This window comes from Parabacteroides bouchesdurhonensis, assembly GCF_900186615.1.
GTDB lineage: Bacteria > Bacteroidota > Bacteroidia > Bacteroidales > Tannerellaceae > Parabacteroides > Parabacteroides bouchesdurhonensis.
The window spans coordinates 1,986,870-2,006,915 of the sequence record NZ_LT896588.1 but is presented as its reverse complement, the minus strand read 5'-3'; the positions used below and the strand labels follow the sequence as shown (position 1 = coordinate 2,006,915).

The window sequence follows — 20,046 nt, the reverse complement described above, 5'->3', positions numbered from 1 at the left end:
ATAATAGCTTTTTCACCCAGGTAAGCAAGCTTTTCGAGCAAGGTAACAATGGTTAGCCAGCAAGGTAGAAAAGCTTAGCCAGCCCGGTAAACAAGAGATTTACAAAGCTCTTTTACCATAAACAGATATAAGGATAGAGATAAAAGGGAAGCAGGATATTAAGAGTTATCCCTTAACTCATCGGCTATGTCACGATGATTCTGTGCACTTTCTTCATCTCCCAAAGCAGCATAACACTCGGCCAGATAATCGTGTGCATAAGCATGTTTGGGTTTCAAATCCACAGCTTTCAACAAATCGGAAACAGCTTCTTCATAATATTTTAAACGCAATAAACATTTCCCCCTATTATAACGGGCTTTAAAAGAACCGGGGTTCAACTTCACTGCTTTATTCAAACAAACCTGAGCTTCATAATCTTCCCCCTGGTCCATAAGGGTGACCCCTTTTCGCACCCAGGCATCCACATAATAAGGATCCAGCTTCAAAGCTTTATCAAAGTTACGTATTGCAGCATTGGCATCTTTGGCTTTCGTTATACATTCGTTGCCCATCAGATAATATTCGTGGGCATATTCTTTCTGGATTTCACGCATCGCGTGTATATCTTCACGTAAAGCCTTTATCTGTTCCTTCTGTGAATCGAGACGTTGTAGTTTCAAACGTATCAGCCGCTGGACGGAAGGATTATCCAATTCATTCCGTTTCTTTATCGCCGCAGAGAAAGCCTCTACGGACTCTTTCATATTTCCATTGTTAAAACCATGGGCGGCCTTAGCATATAATAACTCGGCTTCACTCTCGCACAAACTCTTTTCTATTAATTGCCGGTCGTTAAACACCTGGCTGAACTCGACGATTTCCTTCCGTACAAAAATATCATTAGACGAAATCTTACTCTTCAATACCAGCCCGTCCAAAGATGTGCATCTACTCAAAGCAACATACGTTTGTCCGCCGGCAAATACGCCTCCTGTCAAATCTACAACTACCCGCGAGAAGGTCAATCCCTGGCTTTTATGTACGGTAATAGCCCAGGCCAGACGAATAGGAAGTTGTTCAAACGTACCTACAATCTCCTCCTCTATTCGTTTTTCCTTCTCATTATATTTGTACTTGTAGTTGCGCCATGATGTAGGTTCTACCAAGTATTCCACCCCGCTTTCAAGTAAAACATATACGTTACCGTTTTCGTCAATGCCCGATATCATACCTATCGTGCCATTCACCCAGCGGCGTTCGTGATCGTTATCAATAAATATTACTTGAGCCTGCTCCTTAATTGACAAGTTTAGTTGCGTAGGAAGAGAAGATTCGGGAAAGTCGCCATCTATCTTTCCTTCCGAAACAAACTCCTCTCCGGGAAGCTCCGCCAGTTTCTTTTCATTTATATAATCCACCTGATCCCTGCGGGTTGCCAGGGTAATATACATGTCATCATTCTCCGGTTCAAATGAAGGGAAATAACGGGCATTCAGAGTATCCAGCTCCTGCTTTCGGGCGGCATTATTACGAATACGATCCAATATATTGATAAAGACAGGGTCTGTCTGGCGGTACACTTTTTGAAGTTCTATCGGCACCAGGTTGATAGATTTAAAAACATGGGCTGAGAAGAAAAAAGGACTGGCGTAAAACAGGCTCAGTATTTCTTTCTGGTCAGAAGGAACAACCGGTTCCAATTGGAACACATCCCCTACGAATAAAAGTTGTTTCCCTCCGAACGGCAGACGCATGTTCCCTGAAAAAACACGCAATATTCTGTCTACGCAGTCAATAATATCCGCTCTCACCATTGAAATTTCATCAATAATTATCAGCTCAACCTCGGATATAATTTTGCGATGTTCTTTCCTGTATTTAAAAAACTCAAATATCCGCCCGCCTTTTAGACTTAAGTCCGGGTCATCGGGCAGCATCGGACGGAATGGCAACTTGAAGAATGAATGCAACGTTACACCACCGGCATTAATAGCAGCAATACCAGTAGGAGCTAACACAACATATTTCTTTTTAGTATGCGCGCAGATATATTTAAGGAATGTAGATTTACCTGTTCCGGCCTTTCCTGTCAGGAAAACAGACTGGCGCGTATGGGTAATCAGTTGCAGTGCATCCTGAAACTCTTTATTATTAGTATCTAATTGAAATTCCAACCACTTAAATTTTGAGTAGACAAAACTATAGAATATTTTATATATCTGCCTACAAAAAGTTCATAATTTATTTGCATAAGTTCATAATAATGCTTTGATTTGTGATATCAAAATAATATCAAAATAAATCATCATGAAGACACAAGAAAAAAGTTTCGACGGTATTAAGATGTCTGGATTTATGGCACTTTTCCTCCTTTTGATCTTAGCAGGATCAGCCATATTCCTATTGTCTTTGTCACAATCATGGAGTGAAGTTGCCGGTATACTCTGCGGAATATGTGCAATTATCATGCTTCGCGGATTTATGATTATCGAACCGAATAATTCCCGTGTATTAACCTTCTTTGGTAGATATGTGGGAACAGTGCTGACAAATGGTTTCTATTGGGTAAATCCCTTTTTCCAGAAATCAAAAGTAACTTTGCGTATTCTGAATCTGGATATCGAGCCGATTAAGGTAAACGATAAGGTTGGAAATCCTGTCATGATTGGAGCAGTAGTTGTATGGAGAATCAAAGACACTTACAAAGCCTCTTTTGATATTTCCGGAAGCATACGTGAGTTTGTCCAGATACAGAGCGATGCCGCCCTTCGCCAGGTAGCAGGTATGTATGCCTACGATACGAACGAGACAACAGACAAAGTAACACTCCGTTCCGATGAAAGCGGAGAGGTAACAAAACGACTGGAAACAGAATTAAACAGCCGGTTGGACATTGCAGGAATCGAGATTGTAGAAGCACGCATAAATTACCTGGCATACGCATCCGAAATTGCCAGTGTAATGTTACGCCGCCAACAGGCTGATGCGATTATTGCCGCCCGGGAGCGTATCGTAGAAGGGGCTGTCAGCATGGTTCATCTGGCTTTGGAGAAACTAAAGAAAGATGATGTTGTAGAATTGGATGAAGAGCGAAAAGCTGCTATGGTAAGTAATTTATTAGTCGTTCTTTGTGCCGACGAATCTGCACAACCAGTAGTAAACACAGGCACTTTATACCAATAATTAATAGTAGTATCCAATATGGCTAAAAAGGAAAACGGGAATGCAACCAAAAACTTCATACTGCGTATAGATGCAGAAATGATGGAGGCTATAGAAGCCTGGGCTGCAGATGAGTTCCGCAGTACTAACGGTCAAATACAATATATTTTGGATCAAGCCTTGCGGAAAGCCGGTCGACTTAAAAAAAAACGAAAATCAGAATCCGGTGAAGGTAATAAAGAGTAGAATACTAAATTGCTTGGTTGGGAATCAACGGCTGATAAACAACCAGGCATCTTTAAATTTATCATTTTTGCGTAAGTTGTCCATATAACTTTCAGCCTGTTTACGGTTATCATACTTATTAGCATAAATACGATACTTTCCATCACGCAGAATTTTGTTCACACCCTTACATTCATTCCGTACACCGGCAATGTATTCGTTAGCCTGGCTTTCCGAAGGAAAACTGGCTATTATTATATGATACATTTTTTTACCTTCTTCGCTCTTTATTGCTGTACTGGCAGCTTTATTAGGTTTAGGAGCAACTGATAATGCCGGTTGTTTCTTTACTTCCTTTGTAACAGAAGGGGTAGAAACAGGAACGCTAGCATCATTTTCTTTCTTTAAATTGCTCGTAACTTCTATTGAAGTACTTGCAGGAGCGGGAGCTTCAAGTGTTCTATGAATAACCATTTCGGTGGGCACGAAACTAGCTCTATAGGCCGACTGGTTTACATCTTTCACAGGAGTAGAAACAAGCAGGAACAGAGCAACTGCTGCAGCGGAAGCAGCAACCACACGAATCAGTTTACGGTTAACCGGAATATACAAAGTATCCTTTGTCCCTTTCTGTTTTGTAACAGACAATTCTTTTTCTTGCATACATGAATCAAGCGTTGGAAAACAGAAAGAAAATAAACCAAATGAAGCAGCACTGAACAGTGTCGAATCTGACGGATGAAAAACGATCTGCCCTTCATCCTCTACCGAAAAAGAGCCGATATTGCCTAGTGATATGTTTTTATGCTTTTGCAGAGTTTCTTTTAAATCGGTAATGTCTTCCTCCAACATATAAAAGGCTTTCTTATAATCCACATCGTATATCTGCATATAAGATTCCGTAAGCAAACCATCATTATGTTGCAATGTCGTATTAAAAACAATCTCTTTGCGGGAAGGATAAAACAGGTGCTCTTCTGCCTGATACTTAGCAGGAATAGATTGAAGGACAAAGCCTCCAAACTTCGGCACGATGACACAATCGTGTACCAATAACAGATGTTCAATATGTGTTACTATCCTAAGCATAATACAAAGATATATATTAATTCACAAAACTTCCAAAGAAAAGTATCACTTTATTACCCAGCGGTTCAAATTAGTATTAGGAGTAACCAATACAAATTTATAAAAACCGGAAGCCGGCAGCATGGATAAATCCACCGTATATTCTTTTTGTCCGGACGAAACCGTAGCAATTTTAATCCATTTGTCCTCTTTACCTTCTTTAAATGTATTTGTAGAAGCAGCGTAAATTGTTACCGGAGCTTCTTCCGAATAGCATTTCCACGTAAGCAACACTGTATTATCATAAGGTAAAGTACGCAGATCATAAATATCAACCTTGCCTGTAAATGGCATACCATCCTGTTCCCATCTTATTGCTTGAGGGATTTCAAACTCCATAAAACGGCAAATAGAAGGAGCGATGTCCGTTATAGATAAATACGGAGGATTGAAATGCTCATTGACCGCAATATTAGTTGCTATCCAGGTGGTACGTTCCCTTTCCGATTGTTTTCCATGACCATGTCCGTTCTCTTCCCTTCCATGATCAGTAGTAACAACAATCATCCATTCTTCGTCAAAGTTAGCTTCCCTGTACTTTACTGCTTCCCAAACACGAGCGATCTGTTTGTCCGCTTTATACACATAGTCATCAAAATAGGCGCCATTACCTTCCAAATGTCCGGCATCATCTGTATACCATAAATATACCCAACTCAAGTCGGGAGCATCTTCACGGATGCCTTTGGCGGCTTTTTCAGATACTAATTCGTCTATCTTATATATATGCAAATCTTTAGGTTCTTGTGGGAAGCGGGTAGTATCCAATTCGTAACCATCAGCAACATAATCTATTTTAAGATGATTCGTTTCAGGTTTGCCCTCCCCTATCAAAACTGTCCGGTTATCCGTCCAACTCGAATAAACAGCCGTTTTATAATCTTTGGCCTGTTCTTTTGCTATCCGGAAGATAGTCCAATAATTATAATTAGGTTTCAGGTTATCATTTCCTCCTACGTTATGCTTGTTCAGCCAGGTAGATGTTAGCAAATTGGTATAACCTATTGCCGAAATAGTAGGAGTTTCAGAATATGCGCCTACTTCTCCACCTGTATAAGCACGACTGTAAGCACCATGTGACGCAATATCGAAAATAGCCGGAGTATGCAAACGTTCTATCTGATCTGCAGGAATTCCATCAACAATTATATAAACAGCTTTCTTTGTCTTGGCATCCACATTCAAACAGGATAAAACCAATAGTAAAAGACAATAGATGTACTTCATAATATTATTTAGATTTAAAGTAAATAGCAAATAGGTTGCTAAAGTAAGAAAACATCCGGATTCTTGTACAGTTTTAACGCACAATTTAATTTTCCGGTAAGAGTAATTGAAGATCGGATATGTTTATGTAAGTTTGTACCACCATAACAAAAGAACATGTATTGGATAACTCAAGCGATTAATACGTCTAAAGCAATACCTTTTCTCAGTGGATGGTTGGCAGACCGTTTATTGGGAGATCCGGAAGGATGGTTTCATCCGGTCATTGTCTTTGGCAAGATTATTTCAACAGGTGAAAAATCACTGAATAAAGGAAATAACCGTTTCCTGAAAGGAAGCCTTTTCTCCATCACGCTTATTGTAATAACTTTCTACGTCTGTGAAGCGATACTTCAATTAGCAAATCGAATAGATTCCTCTATTTATACTATCTTTACCGGTATTGGCGTCTTTTATTGCCTGGCAGGAAAAACTCTTATCCGTGAAGTAAAAGCCGTATTTGAAGCTGTTGACAGAAGTACGGAAGAAGGCAGAAGGCAAGTAAGCCGTATTGTTGGACGCGACACAACAAATCTTTCTCCACAGGAGATAAGGGCTGCCGCATTAGAGACATTAGCTGAAAATCTGAGTGATGGTGTAATTGCTCCCATGTTCTGGTTTGCTATTTTAGGATTGCCTGGAATGCTGGCTTATAAGATGGTGAATACGCTGGATTCTATGATAGGATACAAGAACGAGCGTTATCGGGAATTTGGATGTGCTGCCGCAAAGCTGGATGACGTGGCTAATTATATACCGGCACGCTTAACTGCCTGCTTAATGCTTGCCGTTTCCGGCAATTGGGATAAAAGAAGTTTTGTACGGCAATATGGGCCAATGCATGCCAGTCCGAATTCCGGTTATCCGGAAGCAGCTCTAGCCGCTATACTGAATTGTCGTTTCGGAGGAACTCATGACTACTTTGGCAAACCTGTGGAAAAGCCGTATATTGGGACAAATGAACGTTCTTTCACGACAGAAGACATGTTACTGGCCATCCGGATAAACAGCAATGTGGAATTAATAACAGGTATTATCGTTACAATTATTTTATTATTTATATAGGATGAGACACATTATATTGGTAACTGGCGGACAACGCTCCGGTAAAAGCGGATATGCGCAACGGCTTGCTTTATCTTTATCAGGCAATCCGGTATATCTTGCTACTTCCAGGATATGGGATGATGAATACCGTAAAAGGGTTGAAAGACACCAACGCGAACGAGGCCCGGAATGGACCAATATAGAAGAGGAAAAGCAATTAAGCAAGCATAATCTGGAAGGTAGAGTCGTTGTAATAGACTGTGTAACATTATGGGGAACTAACTTCTTTTTCGATAATAAGAGTGATGTTGAACTTTCTCTGACCGAAGCCAAAAATGAATTTGACAAGCTGATCCTGCAAAATGCCTACTTTATCTTCGTAACAAACGAACTGGGTATGGGAGAGGTATCGGCAGATGAATTGCAACGAAAATTTACAGATTTACAAGGTTGGTTAAACCAGTATATTGCATCTAAAGCCGATGAAGTTGTAATGATGGTTAGCGGTATACCTGTAAAAATTAAAAGTAGTAACTAAGTATATATAGCAATGATAACATTCCATATTGAAAAACCGGACAATGCTCTTGCTCCTGCATTAGAAGAGAAAATAAACAGCCTCACTAAACCCAAAGGTTCATTGGGTAGATTAGAAGAGTTAGCCATTCAAATAGGTCTTATTCAACAGACTTTAAATCCAACTCTTTCACATCCTATAAATGTAATTTACGCATCCGACCACGGTATAGCAGATGAAGGAGTAAGCCAATCTCCCAAAGAAGTAACTAGGCAAGTGGTCTATAATTTTCTGAATGGAGGAGCCGGTATATGCTATCTGGCACGGCAACACGGATTCGAAATAAAGATTGTAGACGGTGGCGTGGATTTTGAATTTCCAACTATCCCTGAGCTTATTAATAAGAAAATCAGAAAAAACGGTACGCGAAATTTCCTTCATGAAGCAGCAATGACTCAGGAAGAGATGGAATTGGCCTTGCAATATGGAGCGGATGTTGTGACTGATTGTTACAAAGAAGGCTGCAATATTATAAGTTTCGGTGAAATGGGAATAGGTAATACGTCTGCATCCAGTATGTGGATGACCTGCCTGACCAAAATTCCGCTAATAGATTGTGTCGGTGCCGGAAGCGGACTTAACTCGGAAGGCATAAAACATAAGTATAATGTATTGAAAGCCTCTCTGGACAACTACAGAGGAGACGGCAGTACTTTAGACATTATGCGTTACTTCGGAGGGTATGAAATGGTAATGGCCGTAGGAGGAATGTTACGTGCGGCCGAATTGAAAATGATTATCCTGATAGATGGATTTATAATGACGAATTGCGTATTGGTTGCTTCTCGTTTATATCCTGAAATACTCCCATACTGTATATTCGGACATTGTGGGGATGAAGCCGGGCATAAACGCGTACTGGATATTCTGGGAGCAAACCCATTACTGAACCTTGGTCTGCGTCTTGGAGAAGGAACAGGTGCCGTATGTGCTTACCCGATAGTTGACTCGGCTATCCGGATGATCAACGAAATGCATACTTTTGAACAAGAAGCTATCACCAAATATTTTTAGTATGTTACGGGGTTTAGCAGCATTCATATTTTTCACCCGCCTGCCTTTTTGGAAACTGGCAGAAGTTCCGGCCCAGTATTTCAAGAACATAGTAACTTACTGGGCATTGGTCGGGTGGTTTACGGCAGGAATATCCGTACTTGTTCTATATGCCAGTTCTTTACTGTTTTCTGCAAGTATAGCCGTTTTACTGGCTATGGTTTCCCGCCTTCTTATTACAGGATGTCTCCATGAAGATGGGTTAGCCGATTTTTTTGATGGTTTTGGAGGAGGGACAAACAGGGAACGTATCCTGGCAATCATGAAAGATTCATTTATTGGCAGCTATGGAGTAATAGGACTTATATTTTACTTTGGATTGTATTATGCATTACTGTCCAGCTTGCCTATTGAACTGGCGGGATGTGCTATTTTAGCAGGAGATCCTTATTCCAAAGGAGTCTCCAGCATGATAATAAATCGCTTACCTTATGCAAGAAAAGAAGAGGAAGCTAAAAATAAAACAATTTACAGCCGGATGTCCGGAACGGAATGTGCATTATGTATAACATGCAGCCTGCTTCCTCTTTTCTGGCTACCCGCTCCTACTTATTTATTTGCGGCAATATTTCCAATCATTACCTGGTACTTACTCACTTCTCTTATGAACAAGAAAATACAAGGTTATACAGGCGATTGTTGTGGGGCCACTTTTTTACTTTGTGAATTGAGCTTTTATTTAGGAGTCGTTGTTATATATAATATATAAAGAACTATCTACTATGGAGATTTATTTCATAAGACATACTTCTGTTGATGTTCCGGCAGGATATGCATATGGGCAAACAGATGTTCCACTCCGTTCTTCTTTCCAGACAGAAGCGGAGATCGTAAAAAACAATCTGCAAAATATTTCCTTTGATAAGGTTTGGTGTAGTCCACTTAGTAGATGTGTTAAATTAGCAGACTATTGTGGTTATCCGGATGCGGAACGAGATGAGAGGGTGAAAGAATTGAATTTTGGCGAATGGGAAATGAAATCATGGGAAGACATTTCTACTGATCCACGTTCACAAAACTGGTTCAATGATTGGCTAAACGTCCGTATTCCTAGCGGAGAATCTTTTAAAGACCAATATATACGCGTATCTGCATTTATTGAAGAACTAAAGGAGAGCGGACTGGAGCGTGTATGTGTCTTTGCTCATGGAGGCGTATTAACCTGTGCAAGAGTTTACGCAGGAGAATATGATATAACAGATGCTTTCAAAAATATTCCGAGTTATGGAGAGATTATAAAACTTACTTTTTAAGATATCTCTTCCTATTATCGCATAAATAAAAAAAGGAACCAACCTTTCGATTGATTCCTTCTTTTCTTCGGCTGATCTCTGTCTCAGCCTTAAAAACGGCGGCTACCTACTCTTCCACTTTTACGCAGTACCATCGGCGTGACGAGGCTTAACTTCTCTGTTCGGTATGGGAAGAGGTGGATCCCTCGTGCTATAACCACCTTAATATCTTTTATTTCTTAAACACTCTGGACTATCAATAAAGTCTTTTCAGTAAAACTCCTTTCCTACAAAACTATCATCCCACTTTCCCTTCTGAAAGTCTCGGGCGATTAGTACTACTCGGCTCACACATTACTGCACTTACACCTGTAGCCTATCTACGTCGTAGTCTACAACGACCCTTCAGGGATATCTCATCTTGAGGCTGGCTTCGTACTTAGATGCTTTCAGCACTTATCCAATCCAGACTTAGATACCCGGCAGTGCACCTGGCGGTACAACCGGTAAACCAGTGGTCTGTCCAACACGGTCCTCTCGTACTAGTGTCAGAACCCCTCAAATATCCTGCGCCCACGATAGATAGAGACCGAACTGTCTCACGACGTTCTGAACCCAGCTCGCGTGCCACTTTAATGGGCGAACAGCCCAACCCTTGGGACCTTCTCCAGCCCCAGGATGTGACGAGCCGACATCGAGGTGCCAAACCATTCCGTCGATATGAGCTCTTGGGAATGATCAGCCTGTTATCCCCGGAGTACCTTTTATCCTTTGAGCGATGGCCCTTCCATACGGAACCACCGGATCACTATGCTCTAGTTTCCTACCTGATCGACTTGTCGGTCTCTCAGTCAAGCACCCTTATGCCATTACACTCTACGACCGGTTACCNCGTGTCGGGATGATATCTCTGTAAGTTCGCTCTACTTCTTTACTTTATTGATTCTGTCCATCATGTCAAAGATCTTTTCTCATTACTGAGTGTTGTGGAGAATAACGGATTCGAACCGTTGACCCTCTGCGTGCAAGGCAGATGCTCTAGCCAGCTGAGCTAATCCCCCCTCTTGGTTTGGTAGATAGTAGTTGGTAGTTAGTAGTTAGTAGACTTATCTACTTTAACTTCCTGACTACTTTTACTACTTCTCCCGGAGTGTAGTCCCAGGCAGAGTTGAACTGCCGACCTCTACATTATCAGTGTAGCGCTCTAACCAACTGAGCTATAGGACTGGCTTATCTTTTTCTTCCTGAAACTTTCTTTCCGCGGGGATACCGCGTCGAAGCTTCTGTTTTCTCTACTGGGTTGTCCAGTTTTAAGATCATATATAAATACATTACAACTAAAGCAGCACAAGTAAGGAAGTTAATACCTTCGTTACTATACTCGGTAATTCTGTGCTCCAGAAAGGAGGTGTTCCAGCCGCACCTTCCGGTACGGCTACCTTGTTACGACTTAGCCCCAGTCACCAGTTTTACCCTAGGCCGATCCTTGCGGTTACGGACTTCAGGTACCCCCGGCTCCCATGGCTTGACGGGCGGTGTGTACAAGGCCCGGGAACGTATTCACCGCGCCATGGCTGATGCGCGATTACTAGCGAATCCAGCTTCACGGAGTCGAGTTGCAGACTCCGATCCGAACTGAGACGTGGTTTGGAGATTAGCGCCCTGTCGCCAGGTGGCTGCTCTTTGTCCACGCCATTGTAACACGTGTGTCGCCCCGGATGTAAGGGCCGTGCTGATTTGACGTCATCCCAACCTTCCTCACAGCTTACGCTGGCAGTCTCACTAGAGTCCTCACCTTGATGTGTTAGTAACTAGTGATTAGGGTTGCGCTCGTTATGGCACTTAAGCCGACACCTCACGGCACGAGCTGACGACAACCATGCAGCACCTCGCAAATGGCTATTGCTAGAAAGAATGTTTCCACTCCGGTCCAAATGCGTTCAAACCCGGGTAAGGTTCCTCGCGTATCATCGAATTAAACCACATGTTCCTCCGCTTGTGCGGGCCCCCGTCAATTCCTTTGAGTTTCACCGTTGCCGGCGTACTCCCCAGGTGGATTACTTAACGCTTTCGCTGTAGAGCTTACTGTATATCGCAAACTCCTAGTAATCATCGTTTACTGCGTGGACTACCAGGGTATCTAATCCTGTTTGATACCCACGCTTTCGTGCTTCAGTGTCAGTGATGGTTTAGTATGCTGCCTTCGCAATCGGAGTTCTGCGTGATATCTATGCATTTCACCGCTACACCACGCATTCCGCATACCTCAAACATACTCAAGATAAACAGTTTCAACGGCAATTTTATGGTTGAGCCACAAACTTTCACCGCTGACTTATCTATCCACCTACGCACCCTTTAAACCCAATAAATCCGGATAACGCTCGCATCCTCCGTATTACCGCGGCTGCTGGCACGGAGTTAGCCGATGCTTATTCGTAGGGTACATACAAAACAGGACACGTCCCGCACTTTATTCCCCTATAAAAGAAGTTTACAATCCATAGAACCTTCATCCTTCACGCGACTTGGCTGGTTCAGGCTTTCGCCCATTGACCAATATTCCTCACTGCTGCCTCCCGTAGGAGTTTGGTCCGTGTCTCAGTACCAATGTGGGGGACCTTCCTCTCAGAACCCCTATCCATCGTCGGTTTGGTGGGCCGTTACCCCGCCAACTGCCTAATGGAACGCATGCCTATCTATCAGCGATGAATCTTTAACAAATATCTCCATGCGGAGCCCCTGTTTTATGCAGTATTAATCCGACTTTCGCCGGGCTATCCTACTCTGATAGGTAAGTTGCATACGCGTTACTCACCCGTGCGCCGGTCGCCGACAGTGTATTGCTACACCTCGCTGCCCCTCGACTTGCATGTGTTAAGCCTGTCGCTAGCGTTCATCCTGAGCCAGGATCAAACTCTTCGTTGTTAAATTGTTTTTATCTCTGCTCAGAATAACCTTGTTTATTGTAAGTATTGACGGTATTAATTTTTTAATACTTGTACTACTTTTTAGTTGTATGTAAATTTTTCAAAGAACGTTGTTTGCTTTCGTTTGAAAAGCGAGTGCAAAGGTAAGGACTTTTTTCTTTCACGCAAATTTTATGAACAAAATTTTGTGGAAAGTTTTTATACCTGTTTTCCACCGCACAAACCGACATATTGCTTAGATACTTCTAACCTCAGTGACCCGATACCCGGAAAACATTTCCTTCTAATACTTAAATTTAATGCCCTCTCGCTTGAATGCGGGGACAAAAGTAGTGTTCTTAAACATATACTCCAAATATTTTGACTGTTATTTTTCATATAAAAACTGGTGACACCCTTTAATATCCAATCAATCCATATGTTACATAAGAAAAAAATCTTTCATTAGTTCCTCCAAACCTATCTTTTCACCGCGATAAAAATTTAAAAGCATTCACACCTCTTTCTGCGACATATACACCATTCAAAATAAGAACAGAGCCTAATAATCCAATCATCGTAATAGTTTCATCTATTACAATAGCCGATGTTAATAATGTAACCAATGGTACTATATAAATATAATTAGTTGCGCGTATCACTCCTAATTGTTTAACTGTAGTATTCCACATTATATAACAAAGCATAGAGGCTATTAAGCCTAAAAATAACAAATTCAAGAAAACTACAGGTTGAGTCAATACCATCCATTCAGTTTTAATAGGTTTAAACCAAAACATCGGAAGCAGCGTTAGAATACCATAAAAGAAAACTTTACGAGTAATAAACAAAACCGGATAATGAGAATCCAAACGTTTCAGTATAAAACCGTAAAAAGCCCACATCAAAGCAGCAATTACAGTAAGCATATCTCCTATAGGATTTATTTTGAGGATAAAACTACCATTAAAAACCACAAGAGCAACACCTGCAAATGCCATTAAAGAACCCCAGACCAACTTACTTTGCAGTTTTTCCTTTTTATAAAAAAGAAAAGACAAGAATGCAGTTAGAATAGGAGACGTACATATAATCAATGACACATTTGATGCTAAAGTAATTCCTAATGCTGTATTTTCAGAAACAAAATACAAAGAGCCACCACATAAACCGGCAGCAACAAACAATAGTTCATCTTTAAAATTTCTAGACAAAATTTCACGAGGAGAAAAAAACCATATTCCAATATAAGCCAATGAAAAACGATATAACAAAATCTCCATCGGAGACAGTCCATAAGTAAGTAATATTTTTGTAGATACAAATGTCGTTCCCCATACAACCACAGTTACAATGGCCATTACATGATATATCCAAAGTTTTTTTGTTATATTCATTCGAATCATTGATTTTTCAGCGTAAAGATATATGATTTAACATCTATATATCATTAACACAACTTGTTTTACAAAAAAGGTATGAATAACATAAATTCAATATTCCGACAAAAATAAATCGAAAATGGCAAGGTTAAATATTTTGACCGTATAAAAAAGAATCATCGGGATGATTTTGTAATATCATCCCGATGATTCTTTTTTATACGGTTATCTTGCTATCTGGATTATTGAATAATCACTAATTTACAAAAGCAGATATCAACAATACTCATATATAATACGTTAAGATCAACCATGCAACACGAGCATCTCGGTTTCGTTTTTGTACCATTTGTAAACTTCCCATATCTATAATAGTTTTTTCTTCCAAACTATCAAATATATTGTTAATACTAAGGTTTGCTCGAAATTTTCGGTTCATTAAATACTGAGATAAACCAGCATTTATACTATAATGACTTTTTACTTTTCCTTGTGGAGTAAGTTGATCGGAAACATAAAAGCCATCAATTTGCAATTCTGTCGTTGAGGTTATATTTACATTTACGTTACCCTTTATATCCCAACAGACAAGCGATTTTTTCACATTTTCATATCCTATGAACCGACCATCTATTTCATCACGATATATATCACCAGCCAGTCCGGCTGATAAAATTCTGAAAGGGCTCCAATTTGCAGACAGATCCAGACCAACTGTTTGACTATGGCCCATATTTTCTTTTCTCCAAATTGTCTCTTCTCCTTCCTGAAAAGCTATTTCCATAATCCGGTTTGTCCGATTCCGGTAATATAGAGAAGGAAACAAACGAAAACAAGAAGATGTAAATTGATAACCGAAGTCCAAAGTATGAATAAATTCGTCTTTCAAGTCAGGATTACCTTGTAACACATGAGTAACATCACTGTTATCAATAAAAGAACTCAAATTAGCCCCTGTAGGGCGTATTACACGTTGTTGATAACTTAAAACCAACTTATTATTTTTATTCATCAGATATACAAAACGGGCACGAGGATATAGATGAAAACGGAAGTTATTATCTCTATCCATTTCTTGTTTATTAAACTCAGCTTGAACACCCATTCCGGCATTAAACATACCCCAATCCTTATCCAGAGAAGCATACAACAAGTTAATATAACGATGGAATTGATAATTGTAAGTTTTCTGCTCATTAGATATCCAATTTCCGTTTACTATATTATTTGCCTCAGTTTTATAATTTTCTTTTTTTATTCTTCCTGTATACCCAACCTTTAATGACCAATTATCAGCAAGCATCCGACTATAACCGGTACTCCAATAATAATTATGCTTTTCCTGATTGAAAAATTGATTATCTTCCGCTATGATCTTTCCGTTTTCCGGATTTTCATTTTTAAAATCATTATCTTCGTTATACGTAAAGTTATTATAGTTAAACACTGCATAGAGTGAACAGCATTCTAAAAAAATATGATTCCAGTGGGTTTCAGCAGCATAAGCCTCCTGCCGCTGATCGTTATAACGATTACGAATCACATACTTCATTTGCTCACCTTGTAAATTAAACACTTGATTATTAATACGTCCGTAACGGCTATAATCCATGAGATGATATAATCCGTGAACTGTAAATATATCATGTGGAGACAAATCATACCCTACATTTAAATCAGCTAAATGTACGTCCGGACGGGCAGCAGCATTATTGTTCATTTCTGTGCGATTTTTAGAAGTAGTAGTTGATTTACTAAAACTACGTTCTCGATACTCCCGACGATAATTATATTTGGCCGTAACATGGAAATTTTTAGGATTCAGACTTATTATAGCTCCTGCATTATAGCGTTCATTCCATCCGGCACCTAAAGTCAGAGTTAATGGGGAGTCCTTTGTTCCACCCAATTTTGAAGAAGATAAATTTATCACGCCTACATCCCCATCAGGCACAACATTAACAGGAGGAAATTGATCTAGTGTTATTTTATTAAAAAACAGAGCTGGCAATTGGAGCAATGCATCTCCGCTGTATTCTTCCAATAAGCCATACGGAATCCCATCAATCAACATGACAGGTTTATTGGAACCACGCAAGGTTACACCTCCTTCAATATCTGTAATCAACGATGGAATTTGGCGAAAAGCATCTGCTGTAGTTCCGGTTACACTACTCAAATTATCTTCAACTTGCAGTCTTCTTATTTCACTGCCATTAATACTTGCAAAACGCCTTCCTTGTACTTCAATATTTTGTATGAATAAAACAGTATCAACAGGAACTTGTGAAAATGCTTGGTGTGAGAACAAAACGACAGCAACAAGGAGTAAGCTTATTTTCATACTCAATCATTATAGAAGGTTTATAAACAAAAAAAAAGTCTGTATGTTCACGCATACAGACTATCCTTTTCTTTACTGTTTACTGAAATTATTCAGCAGGTGCAGCTTCAACAGTAGCAGTAGAGTCGGCAGGAGCAGATTCTTCTTCAACTGCAACAGCTTCTTCTTCTACAACAGGAGCTTCTGTTTCTACAGTTTCAGTTTCAGCAACAGCAGATTCTTCTGTAGACTCAGCAGATTTGTTTCCACAAGATGTGAATGAAACAGCTGCAATAACAGCAGCAAATGCAACTAACTTTTTCATTTTGTCTTAAAATTTAAACGGTCTATAATATCTTCTTGTTATAAAACGATGCAAATGTATGTATTAATCATATATGTTGTACAACATAAGTATCTTTTTTTTAAAATATTTTCGACCGCTTAGGCAAAAGGTTGAAAATAAGGAATAATTACTCTTTTTAATAATTACTATATAAGTATCTCTTAATACTTTTTTTCGGCGTTTTTTCAAATTCCATTGGATAAAGCTGTAATTCGGATACAGCTTCGTAAGGAGCCAGCAACTTATTCAGCTCCATCCGATTTTGTTCCATAATAAGCGGCAAATCTTCATGAGACACACCAGTACTATCGACCGTGTCATAATCAGGATAAACCAACCCTATCAGTTTTCCATTTTTCTCAATAACGATACTCTCCATAACAAATGGAAGATTATTCAGTTTTGATTCAATTTCTTCCGGATAAATATTTTGCCCACTAGCTCCCAGTATCATTGTTTTACTACGTCCCCGTATATAAATACGATTATCGTGGTCTATTGTACCCAAATCACCAGTCTTCAACCAACCATCCTCTGTAAATACACTACTTGTAGCCTCATCATTTTTATAATAACCTTTCATCACATTTTCACCCCGGACCTGTATTTCTCCTACTTTATTATATGGATCTTCTGAATCTATACGAACCTGCATAATTCCTTTTAACACCTGTCCACACGATCCTGGTATATATTCATCATTATGATCATAACTGATAAGAGGTCCGCATTCCGTCATTCCATATCCTATTGTAAACGGAAACTTAATCTTATACAAAAAATCCGTTACTTCCTGATTCATAGCCGCACCTCCAACTATCACTTCACGAAACCGTCCACCCATTGCATCCACCAAATGTTTACGAATTTGTGAGTAAATACGGTTATCCAATAATGGGATATTAAGAGCTAGTTTCATCGTTGTTTTACTTAATTGAGGAAGAATCATTTTCTTATAAATCTTCTCTAATATCAACGGAACTGTAAGAATAAGATTCGGCTTTACCTCTTCAAATGCCTTCAAAAGAATTTTTGGAGAAGGAACTTTTCCCAATAAATAAACATGGGCGCCAACAGCCATAGGCACTAAAAAATTAAATGCACAACTATAAGCATGTGCCAACGGGAGAAAGCATAGTTCCCGATCACCACGAAACAACAAATCCAGCGTTTTCGCATACATTACATTACCTGCTAAATTATTGCCGGTCAACATAACACCTTTACTGAATCCAGTAGTACCGGACGTATAATTCAGCAAAACAACCTTATCATTGTCCAGTTCTGCATATTTAATATTTTCTTTTGTAAAACCTTTCGGATATTTTTCCGCCATTTTCTCATCCATCCCTTTCATTAATTTCTGAATAGATTCACCATCACGTTGATGCAGACAGCGAAAATCGGATAAAGAAAATACACCTCTCACTTCTTCTATCTTATCTTCTTCCAAAGAGTCCCAAATACGATCACTTACAAAAAGGAATATCGATTCAGAGTGATTAATAATATGATGTACATCATTCGGATTAAAATCTTGTAAAATAGGAACAATAATGGCACCATAAGTAACCGCTGCCATATAAACAATACACCAACGTGCGCAGTCTTTACCAATTAATGCAATTTTATCTCCACGACGAATCTGGCATTCTTCAAATAGAATATGTATTCTGGCAATTTCCGTTGCCACATCGCCAAATGTAAAACAAATGTTCTTACTGTAATCGGTAAGAGCAGGCAAAGCCCAGTTTTCTTTAAAACTCTCTTCGTAGATTTTGATGAAATTTTCTTTTATCATAGCACACATCTGTGAAATTTGTGCAAAAATACAGACTCTTAGAGAAATACACAAACTATCTGCAAGTTATTAAGAAGTTTACACAAATAAGTTATATCTTATCAGAGAGCCTCTTCTTTGCTCTCATTTTATTTTTAACGACAGAAAATATCTAAACGGCTTATAAGCAAGTAAGAAATGAAAAAAACTCAACTGACGTATTGGTAAAGCCTTCACGACAAGGAGTATGTCGGGAATATTTTGTACTTTTGCATCTCAACAAAATAGAGCATGATAGATCAATCTATATTCAATAATAAAAAAGCTGCTTATTATACATTAGGATGTAAACTTAATTTTGCAGAAACTTCAACTATTGGAAAAGTTTTAGCAGAACAAGGAGTACGTAAAGTGCGCGCCGGTGAAAAAGCAGACATTTGCGTTGTCAACACCTGTTCAGTAACGGAATTGGCAGACAAAAAGTGCAGACAGGCAATCCGTCGTATTAACAAACAACATCCAGGAGCATTTATAGTGGTAACCGGTTGTTATGCCCAACTCAAACCAGAAGAAGTTGCCCACATTGAAGGAGTTGACCTTGTATTAGGAGCTGAGCAAAAATTGGAAATTCTTCAATATCTGGATAATATAGCGAAAAAAGAAGAAGGAACAATTGTTGCTTCCCAATCAAAAGATATACGAACATTCTCACCATCTTGCTCAGCAGATGACCGCACCCGGCACTTTCTAAAAGTTCAAGATGGATGCGATTATTATTGTTCCTACTGTACAATACCGTTCGCTCGTGGACGCAGTCGCAACGGGACAATCGCCAGTATGATTGAGCAGGCCAAAGAAGTTGCCAGTAAAGGGGGAAAAGAAATTGTATTGACAGGAGTTAACATAGGTGACTTTGGGAAAAGTACAGGAGAAACATTTATAAGCCTAATCCAAGCATTAGACGAAGTTGAAGGTATTACCCGCTATCGTATCTCATCCATTGAGCCCAACCTTATTACTGATGAAGTAATAGATTTTGTTGCATCCAGCAAACGTTTTGCTCCACATTTTCATATTCCTTTGCAAAGTGGAAGTGATGCTGTACTAAAGTTAATGCGTCGCCGATATGACACTGCTCTTTTCCGTCATAAAATAGAAAAGATCAAGAAATTGATGCCGCATGCCTTTATTGGTGTAGATGTCATTGTAGGTACCCGGGGAGAAACTGATGAATATTTTGAGGAGGCACGTACTTTTATTGAAAGCTTGGATATTTCCCAATTGCATGTATTCAGCTATTCAGAACGTCCTGGTACCCAAGCTTTAAAAATAGAGTATGTAGTAGATCCAAAAACAAAACACACTCGAAGCCAGAAATTATTGGATATGTCAGAAAGCAAACTGCAAGCATTTTACGAGTCTCATATTGGAAATGATGCAAACGTTTTATTTGAGCATACCCGAAAAGAAGGAATGATGCACGGTTTTACTGAAAATTACATTAAGGTAGAAATACCATACAATCCTTTTTTAATAAATAAAACAACAAAAGTTAGACTGGGAGATTGGAATAAGAATAAAACAGCATTAACTTGCCAGTTCCCAGAAGAAACTGATAAACAAAATAAATAACC

Annotated in this window: 15 protein-coding genes, 2 tRNA genes, 2 rRNA genes and 3 other annotated features; of the genes, 8 read left to right on the top strand and 11 right to left on the bottom strand. The window is 39.4% G+C overall.

Features of this window, described 5'->3' with window-relative positions; translation table 11 throughout:
• Window positions 1-158: 158 nt before the first annotated feature.
• Window positions 159-2,156, bottom strand: a complete 1,998-nt coding sequence (locus tag C1721_RS08620; RefSeq protein ID WP_102407988.1) for a tetratricopeptide repeat protein — start codon at window positions 2,154-2,156, stop codon at window positions 159-161.
• Between the two features lie 133 nt (window positions 2,157-2,289).
• Here C1721_RS08620 and C1721_RS08615 point away from each other — a divergent pair, with 133 nt between their 5' ends.
• Together C1721_RS08615 and C1721_RS08610 are read left to right on the top strand one after the other, a co-directional pair.
• Window positions 2,290-3,165, top strand: coding sequence for an SPFH domain-containing protein (locus tag C1721_RS08615; RefSeq protein ID WP_102407987.1), 876 nt, complete (start codon window positions 2,290-2,292; stop codon window positions 3,163-3,165).
• A gap of 18 nt (window positions 3,166-3,183) precedes the next feature.
• Window positions 3,184-3,390: a type II toxin-antitoxin system antitoxin gene (locus C1721_RS08610; protein ID WP_102407986.1), complete on the top strand. Its 207-nt coding sequence runs from the start codon at window positions 3,184-3,186 to the stop codon at window positions 3,388-3,390.
• A gap of 24 nt (window positions 3,391-3,414) precedes the next feature.
• On the opposite strand, the gene C1721_RS08605 is transcribed toward C1721_RS08610, so the two are convergent.
• On the bottom strand, window positions 3,415-4,458 hold the full coding sequence (locus C1721_RS08605) for an HU domain-containing protein (protein WP_102407985.1): 1,044 nt from the start codon (window positions 4,456-4,458) through the stop codon (window positions 3,415-3,417).
• 45 nt (window positions 4,459-4,503) lie between these two features.
• A complete protein-coding gene (locus C1721_RS08600; RefSeq protein ID WP_102407984.1) occupies window positions 4,504-5,724 on the bottom strand; it encodes an alkaline phosphatase family protein in 1,221 nt (406 codons plus the stop codon).
• Between the two features lie 156 nt (window positions 5,725-5,880).
• Between C1721_RS08600 and cbiB the strand changes: the two genes are divergently transcribed.
• Genes cbiB through cobC form a run of 5 tightly spaced genes read left to right on the top strand, consistent with a single transcriptional unit; the run spans window position 5,881 to window position 9,693 of the window.
• Window positions 5,881-6,828, top strand: a complete 948-nt coding sequence (gene cbiB, locus C1721_RS08595; protein WP_102407983.1) for an adenosylcobinamide-phosphate synthase CbiB — start codon at window positions 5,881-5,883, stop codon at window positions 6,826-6,828.
• 1 nt (window position 6,829) lies between these two features.
• Window positions 6,830-7,348, top strand: a complete 519-nt coding sequence (locus C1721_RS08590; RefSeq protein WP_102407982.1) for a bifunctional adenosylcobinamide kinase/adenosylcobinamide-phosphate guanylyltransferase — start codon at window positions 6,830-6,832, stop codon at window positions 7,346-7,348.
• 12 nt (window positions 7,349-7,360) lie between these two features.
• The gene (gene cobT, locus C1721_RS08585) at window positions 7,361-8,401 is read left to right on the top strand and encodes a nicotinate-nucleotide--dimethylbenzimidazole phosphoribosyltransferase (protein WP_102407981.1); all 1,041 of its coding nucleotides are present in this window, start codon (window positions 7,361-7,363) and stop codon (window positions 8,399-8,401) included.
• Between the two features lies 1 nt (window position 8,402).
• Window positions 8,403-9,149 carry an adenosylcobinamide-GDP ribazoletransferase gene (locus C1721_RS08580; protein ID WP_102407980.1) on the top strand — a complete coding sequence of 249 codons (747 nt, stop codon included), beginning with the start codon at window positions 8,403-8,405 and terminating at the stop codon, window positions 9,147-9,149.
• A 13-nt stretch (window positions 9,150-9,162) separates the two neighbouring features.
• The gene (cobC, locus tag C1721_RS08575) at window positions 9,163-9,693 is read left to right on the top strand and encodes an alpha-ribazole phosphatase (protein WP_102409353.1); all 531 of its coding nucleotides are present in this window, start codon (window positions 9,163-9,165) and stop codon (window positions 9,691-9,693) included.
• A 93-nt stretch (window positions 9,694-9,786) separates the two neighbouring features.
• Here cobC and rrf read toward each other — a convergent pair.
• From rrf to C1721_RS08535, 8 genes are all read right to left on the bottom strand, one after another.
• A 5S ribosomal RNA gene (rrf, locus tag C1721_RS08570) occupies window positions 9,787-9,897 on the bottom strand.
• 99 nt (window positions 9,898-9,996) lie between these two features.
• Window positions 9,997-10,244 (bottom strand) — a sequence feature (23S ribosomal RNA rRNA prediction is too short).
• A 19-nt stretch (window positions 10,245-10,263) separates the two neighbouring features.
• Window positions 10,264-10,423: a sequence feature (23S ribosomal RNA rRNA prediction is too short), on the bottom strand.
• 20 nt (window positions 10,424-10,443) lie between these two features.
• Window positions 10,444-10,589: a sequence feature (23S ribosomal RNA rRNA prediction is too short), on the bottom strand.
• Between the two features lie 70 nt (window positions 10,590-10,659).
• Window positions 10,660-10,733: transfer RNA gene (locus tag C1721_RS08565), tRNA-Ala, on the bottom strand.
• Between the two features lie 92 nt (window positions 10,734-10,825).
• Window positions 10,826-10,899: transfer RNA gene (locus tag C1721_RS08560), tRNA-Ile, on the bottom strand.
• A gap of 174 nt (window positions 10,900-11,073) precedes the next feature.
• Window positions 11,074-12,600 (bottom strand): 16S ribosomal RNA (locus C1721_RS08555).
• 469 nt (window positions 12,601-13,069) lie between these two features.
• Complete coding sequence (locus C1721_RS08550; RefSeq protein ID WP_102407979.1) at window positions 13,070-13,978, bottom strand: DMT family transporter; 909 nt, start codon at window positions 13,976-13,978, stop codon at window positions 13,070-13,072.
• A gap of 271 nt (window positions 13,979-14,249) precedes the next feature.
• Window positions 14,250-16,307, bottom strand: a complete 2,058-nt coding sequence (locus C1721_RS08545) for an outer membrane beta-barrel family protein (RefSeq protein ID WP_102407978.1) — start codon at window positions 16,305-16,307, stop codon at window positions 14,250-14,252.
• A gap of 88 nt (window positions 16,308-16,395) precedes the next feature.
• On the bottom strand, window positions 16,396-16,611 hold the full coding sequence (locus tag C1721_RS08540; RefSeq protein WP_102407977.1) for a PG1828 family lipoprotein: 216 nt from the start codon (window positions 16,609-16,611) through the stop codon (window positions 16,396-16,398).
• Window positions 16,612-16,768: 157 nt separating this feature from the next.
• Window positions 16,769-18,433 carry an AMP-binding protein gene (locus tag C1721_RS08535; protein WP_102407976.1) on the bottom strand — a complete coding sequence of 555 codons (1,665 nt, stop codon included), beginning with the start codon at window positions 18,431-18,433 and terminating at the stop codon, window positions 16,769-16,771.
• 270 nt (window positions 18,434-18,703) lie between these two features.
• On the opposite strand from C1721_RS08535, the gene mtaB reads away from it, so the two are divergent.
• Complete coding sequence (gene mtaB, locus C1721_RS08530) at window positions 18,704-20,044, top strand: tRNA (N(6)-L-threonylcarbamoyladenosine(37)-C(2))-methylthiotransferase MtaB (protein WP_102407975.1); 1,341 nt, start codon at window positions 18,704-18,706, stop codon at window positions 20,042-20,044.
• Window positions 20,045-20,046: the final 2 nt, after the last annotated feature.

What these genes read in the sequence shown, in the direction of transcription:
- C1721_RS08545 (WP_102407978.1), bottom strand. Translation starts at nt 16,307, where the DNA reads ATGAAAATAAGCTTACTCCTTGTTGCTGTCGTTTTGTTCTCACACCAA.
- mtaB (WP_102407975.1), top strand. Translation starts at nt 18,704, where the DNA reads ATGATAGATCAATCTATATTCAATAATAAAAAAGCTGCTTATTATACA.
- C1721_RS08615 (WP_102407987.1), top strand. Translation starts at nt 2,290, where the DNA reads ATGAAGACACAAGAAAAAAGTTTCGACGGTATTAAGATGTCTGGATTT.
- C1721_RS08610 (WP_102407986.1), top strand. Translation starts at nt 3,184, where the DNA reads ATGGCTAAAAAGGAAAACGGGAATGCAACCAAAAACTTCATACTGCGT.
- cbiB (WP_102407983.1), top strand. Translation starts at nt 5,881, where the DNA reads ATGTATTGGATAACTCAAGCGATTAATACGTCTAAAGCAATACCTTTT.
- C1721_RS08600 (WP_102407984.1), bottom strand. Translation starts at nt 5,724, where the DNA reads ATGAAGTACATCTATTGTCTTTTACTATTGGTTTTATCCTGTTTGAAT.
- C1721_RS08550 (WP_102407979.1), bottom strand. Translation starts at nt 13,978, where the DNA reads ATGAATATAACAAAAAAACTTTGGATATATCATGTAATGGCCATTGTA.
- C1721_RS08535 (WP_102407976.1), bottom strand. Translation starts at nt 18,433, where the DNA reads ATGATAAAAGAAAATTTCATCAAAATCTACGAAGAGAGTTTTAAAGAA.
- C1721_RS08540 (WP_102407977.1), bottom strand. Translation starts at nt 16,611, where the DNA reads ATGAAAAAGTTAGTTGCATTTGCTGCTGTTATTGCAGCTGTTTCATTC.
- C1721_RS08590 (WP_102407982.1), top strand. Translation starts at nt 6,830, where the DNA reads ATGAGACACATTATATTGGTAACTGGCGGACAACGCTCCGGTAAAAGC.
- cobC (WP_102409353.1), top strand. Translation starts at nt 9,163, where the DNA reads ATGGAGATTTATTTCATAAGACATACTTCTGTTGATGTTCCGGCAGGA.
- cobT (WP_102407981.1), top strand. Translation starts at nt 7,361, where the DNA reads ATGATAACATTCCATATTGAAAAACCGGACAATGCTCTTGCTCCTGCA.
- C1721_RS08605 (WP_102407985.1), bottom strand. Translation starts at nt 4,458, where the DNA reads ATGCTTAGGATAGTAACACATATTGAACATCTGTTATTGGTACACGAT.
- C1721_RS08580 (WP_102407980.1), top strand. Translation starts at nt 8,403, where the DNA reads ATGTTACGGGGTTTAGCAGCATTCATATTTTTCACCCGCCTGCCTTTT.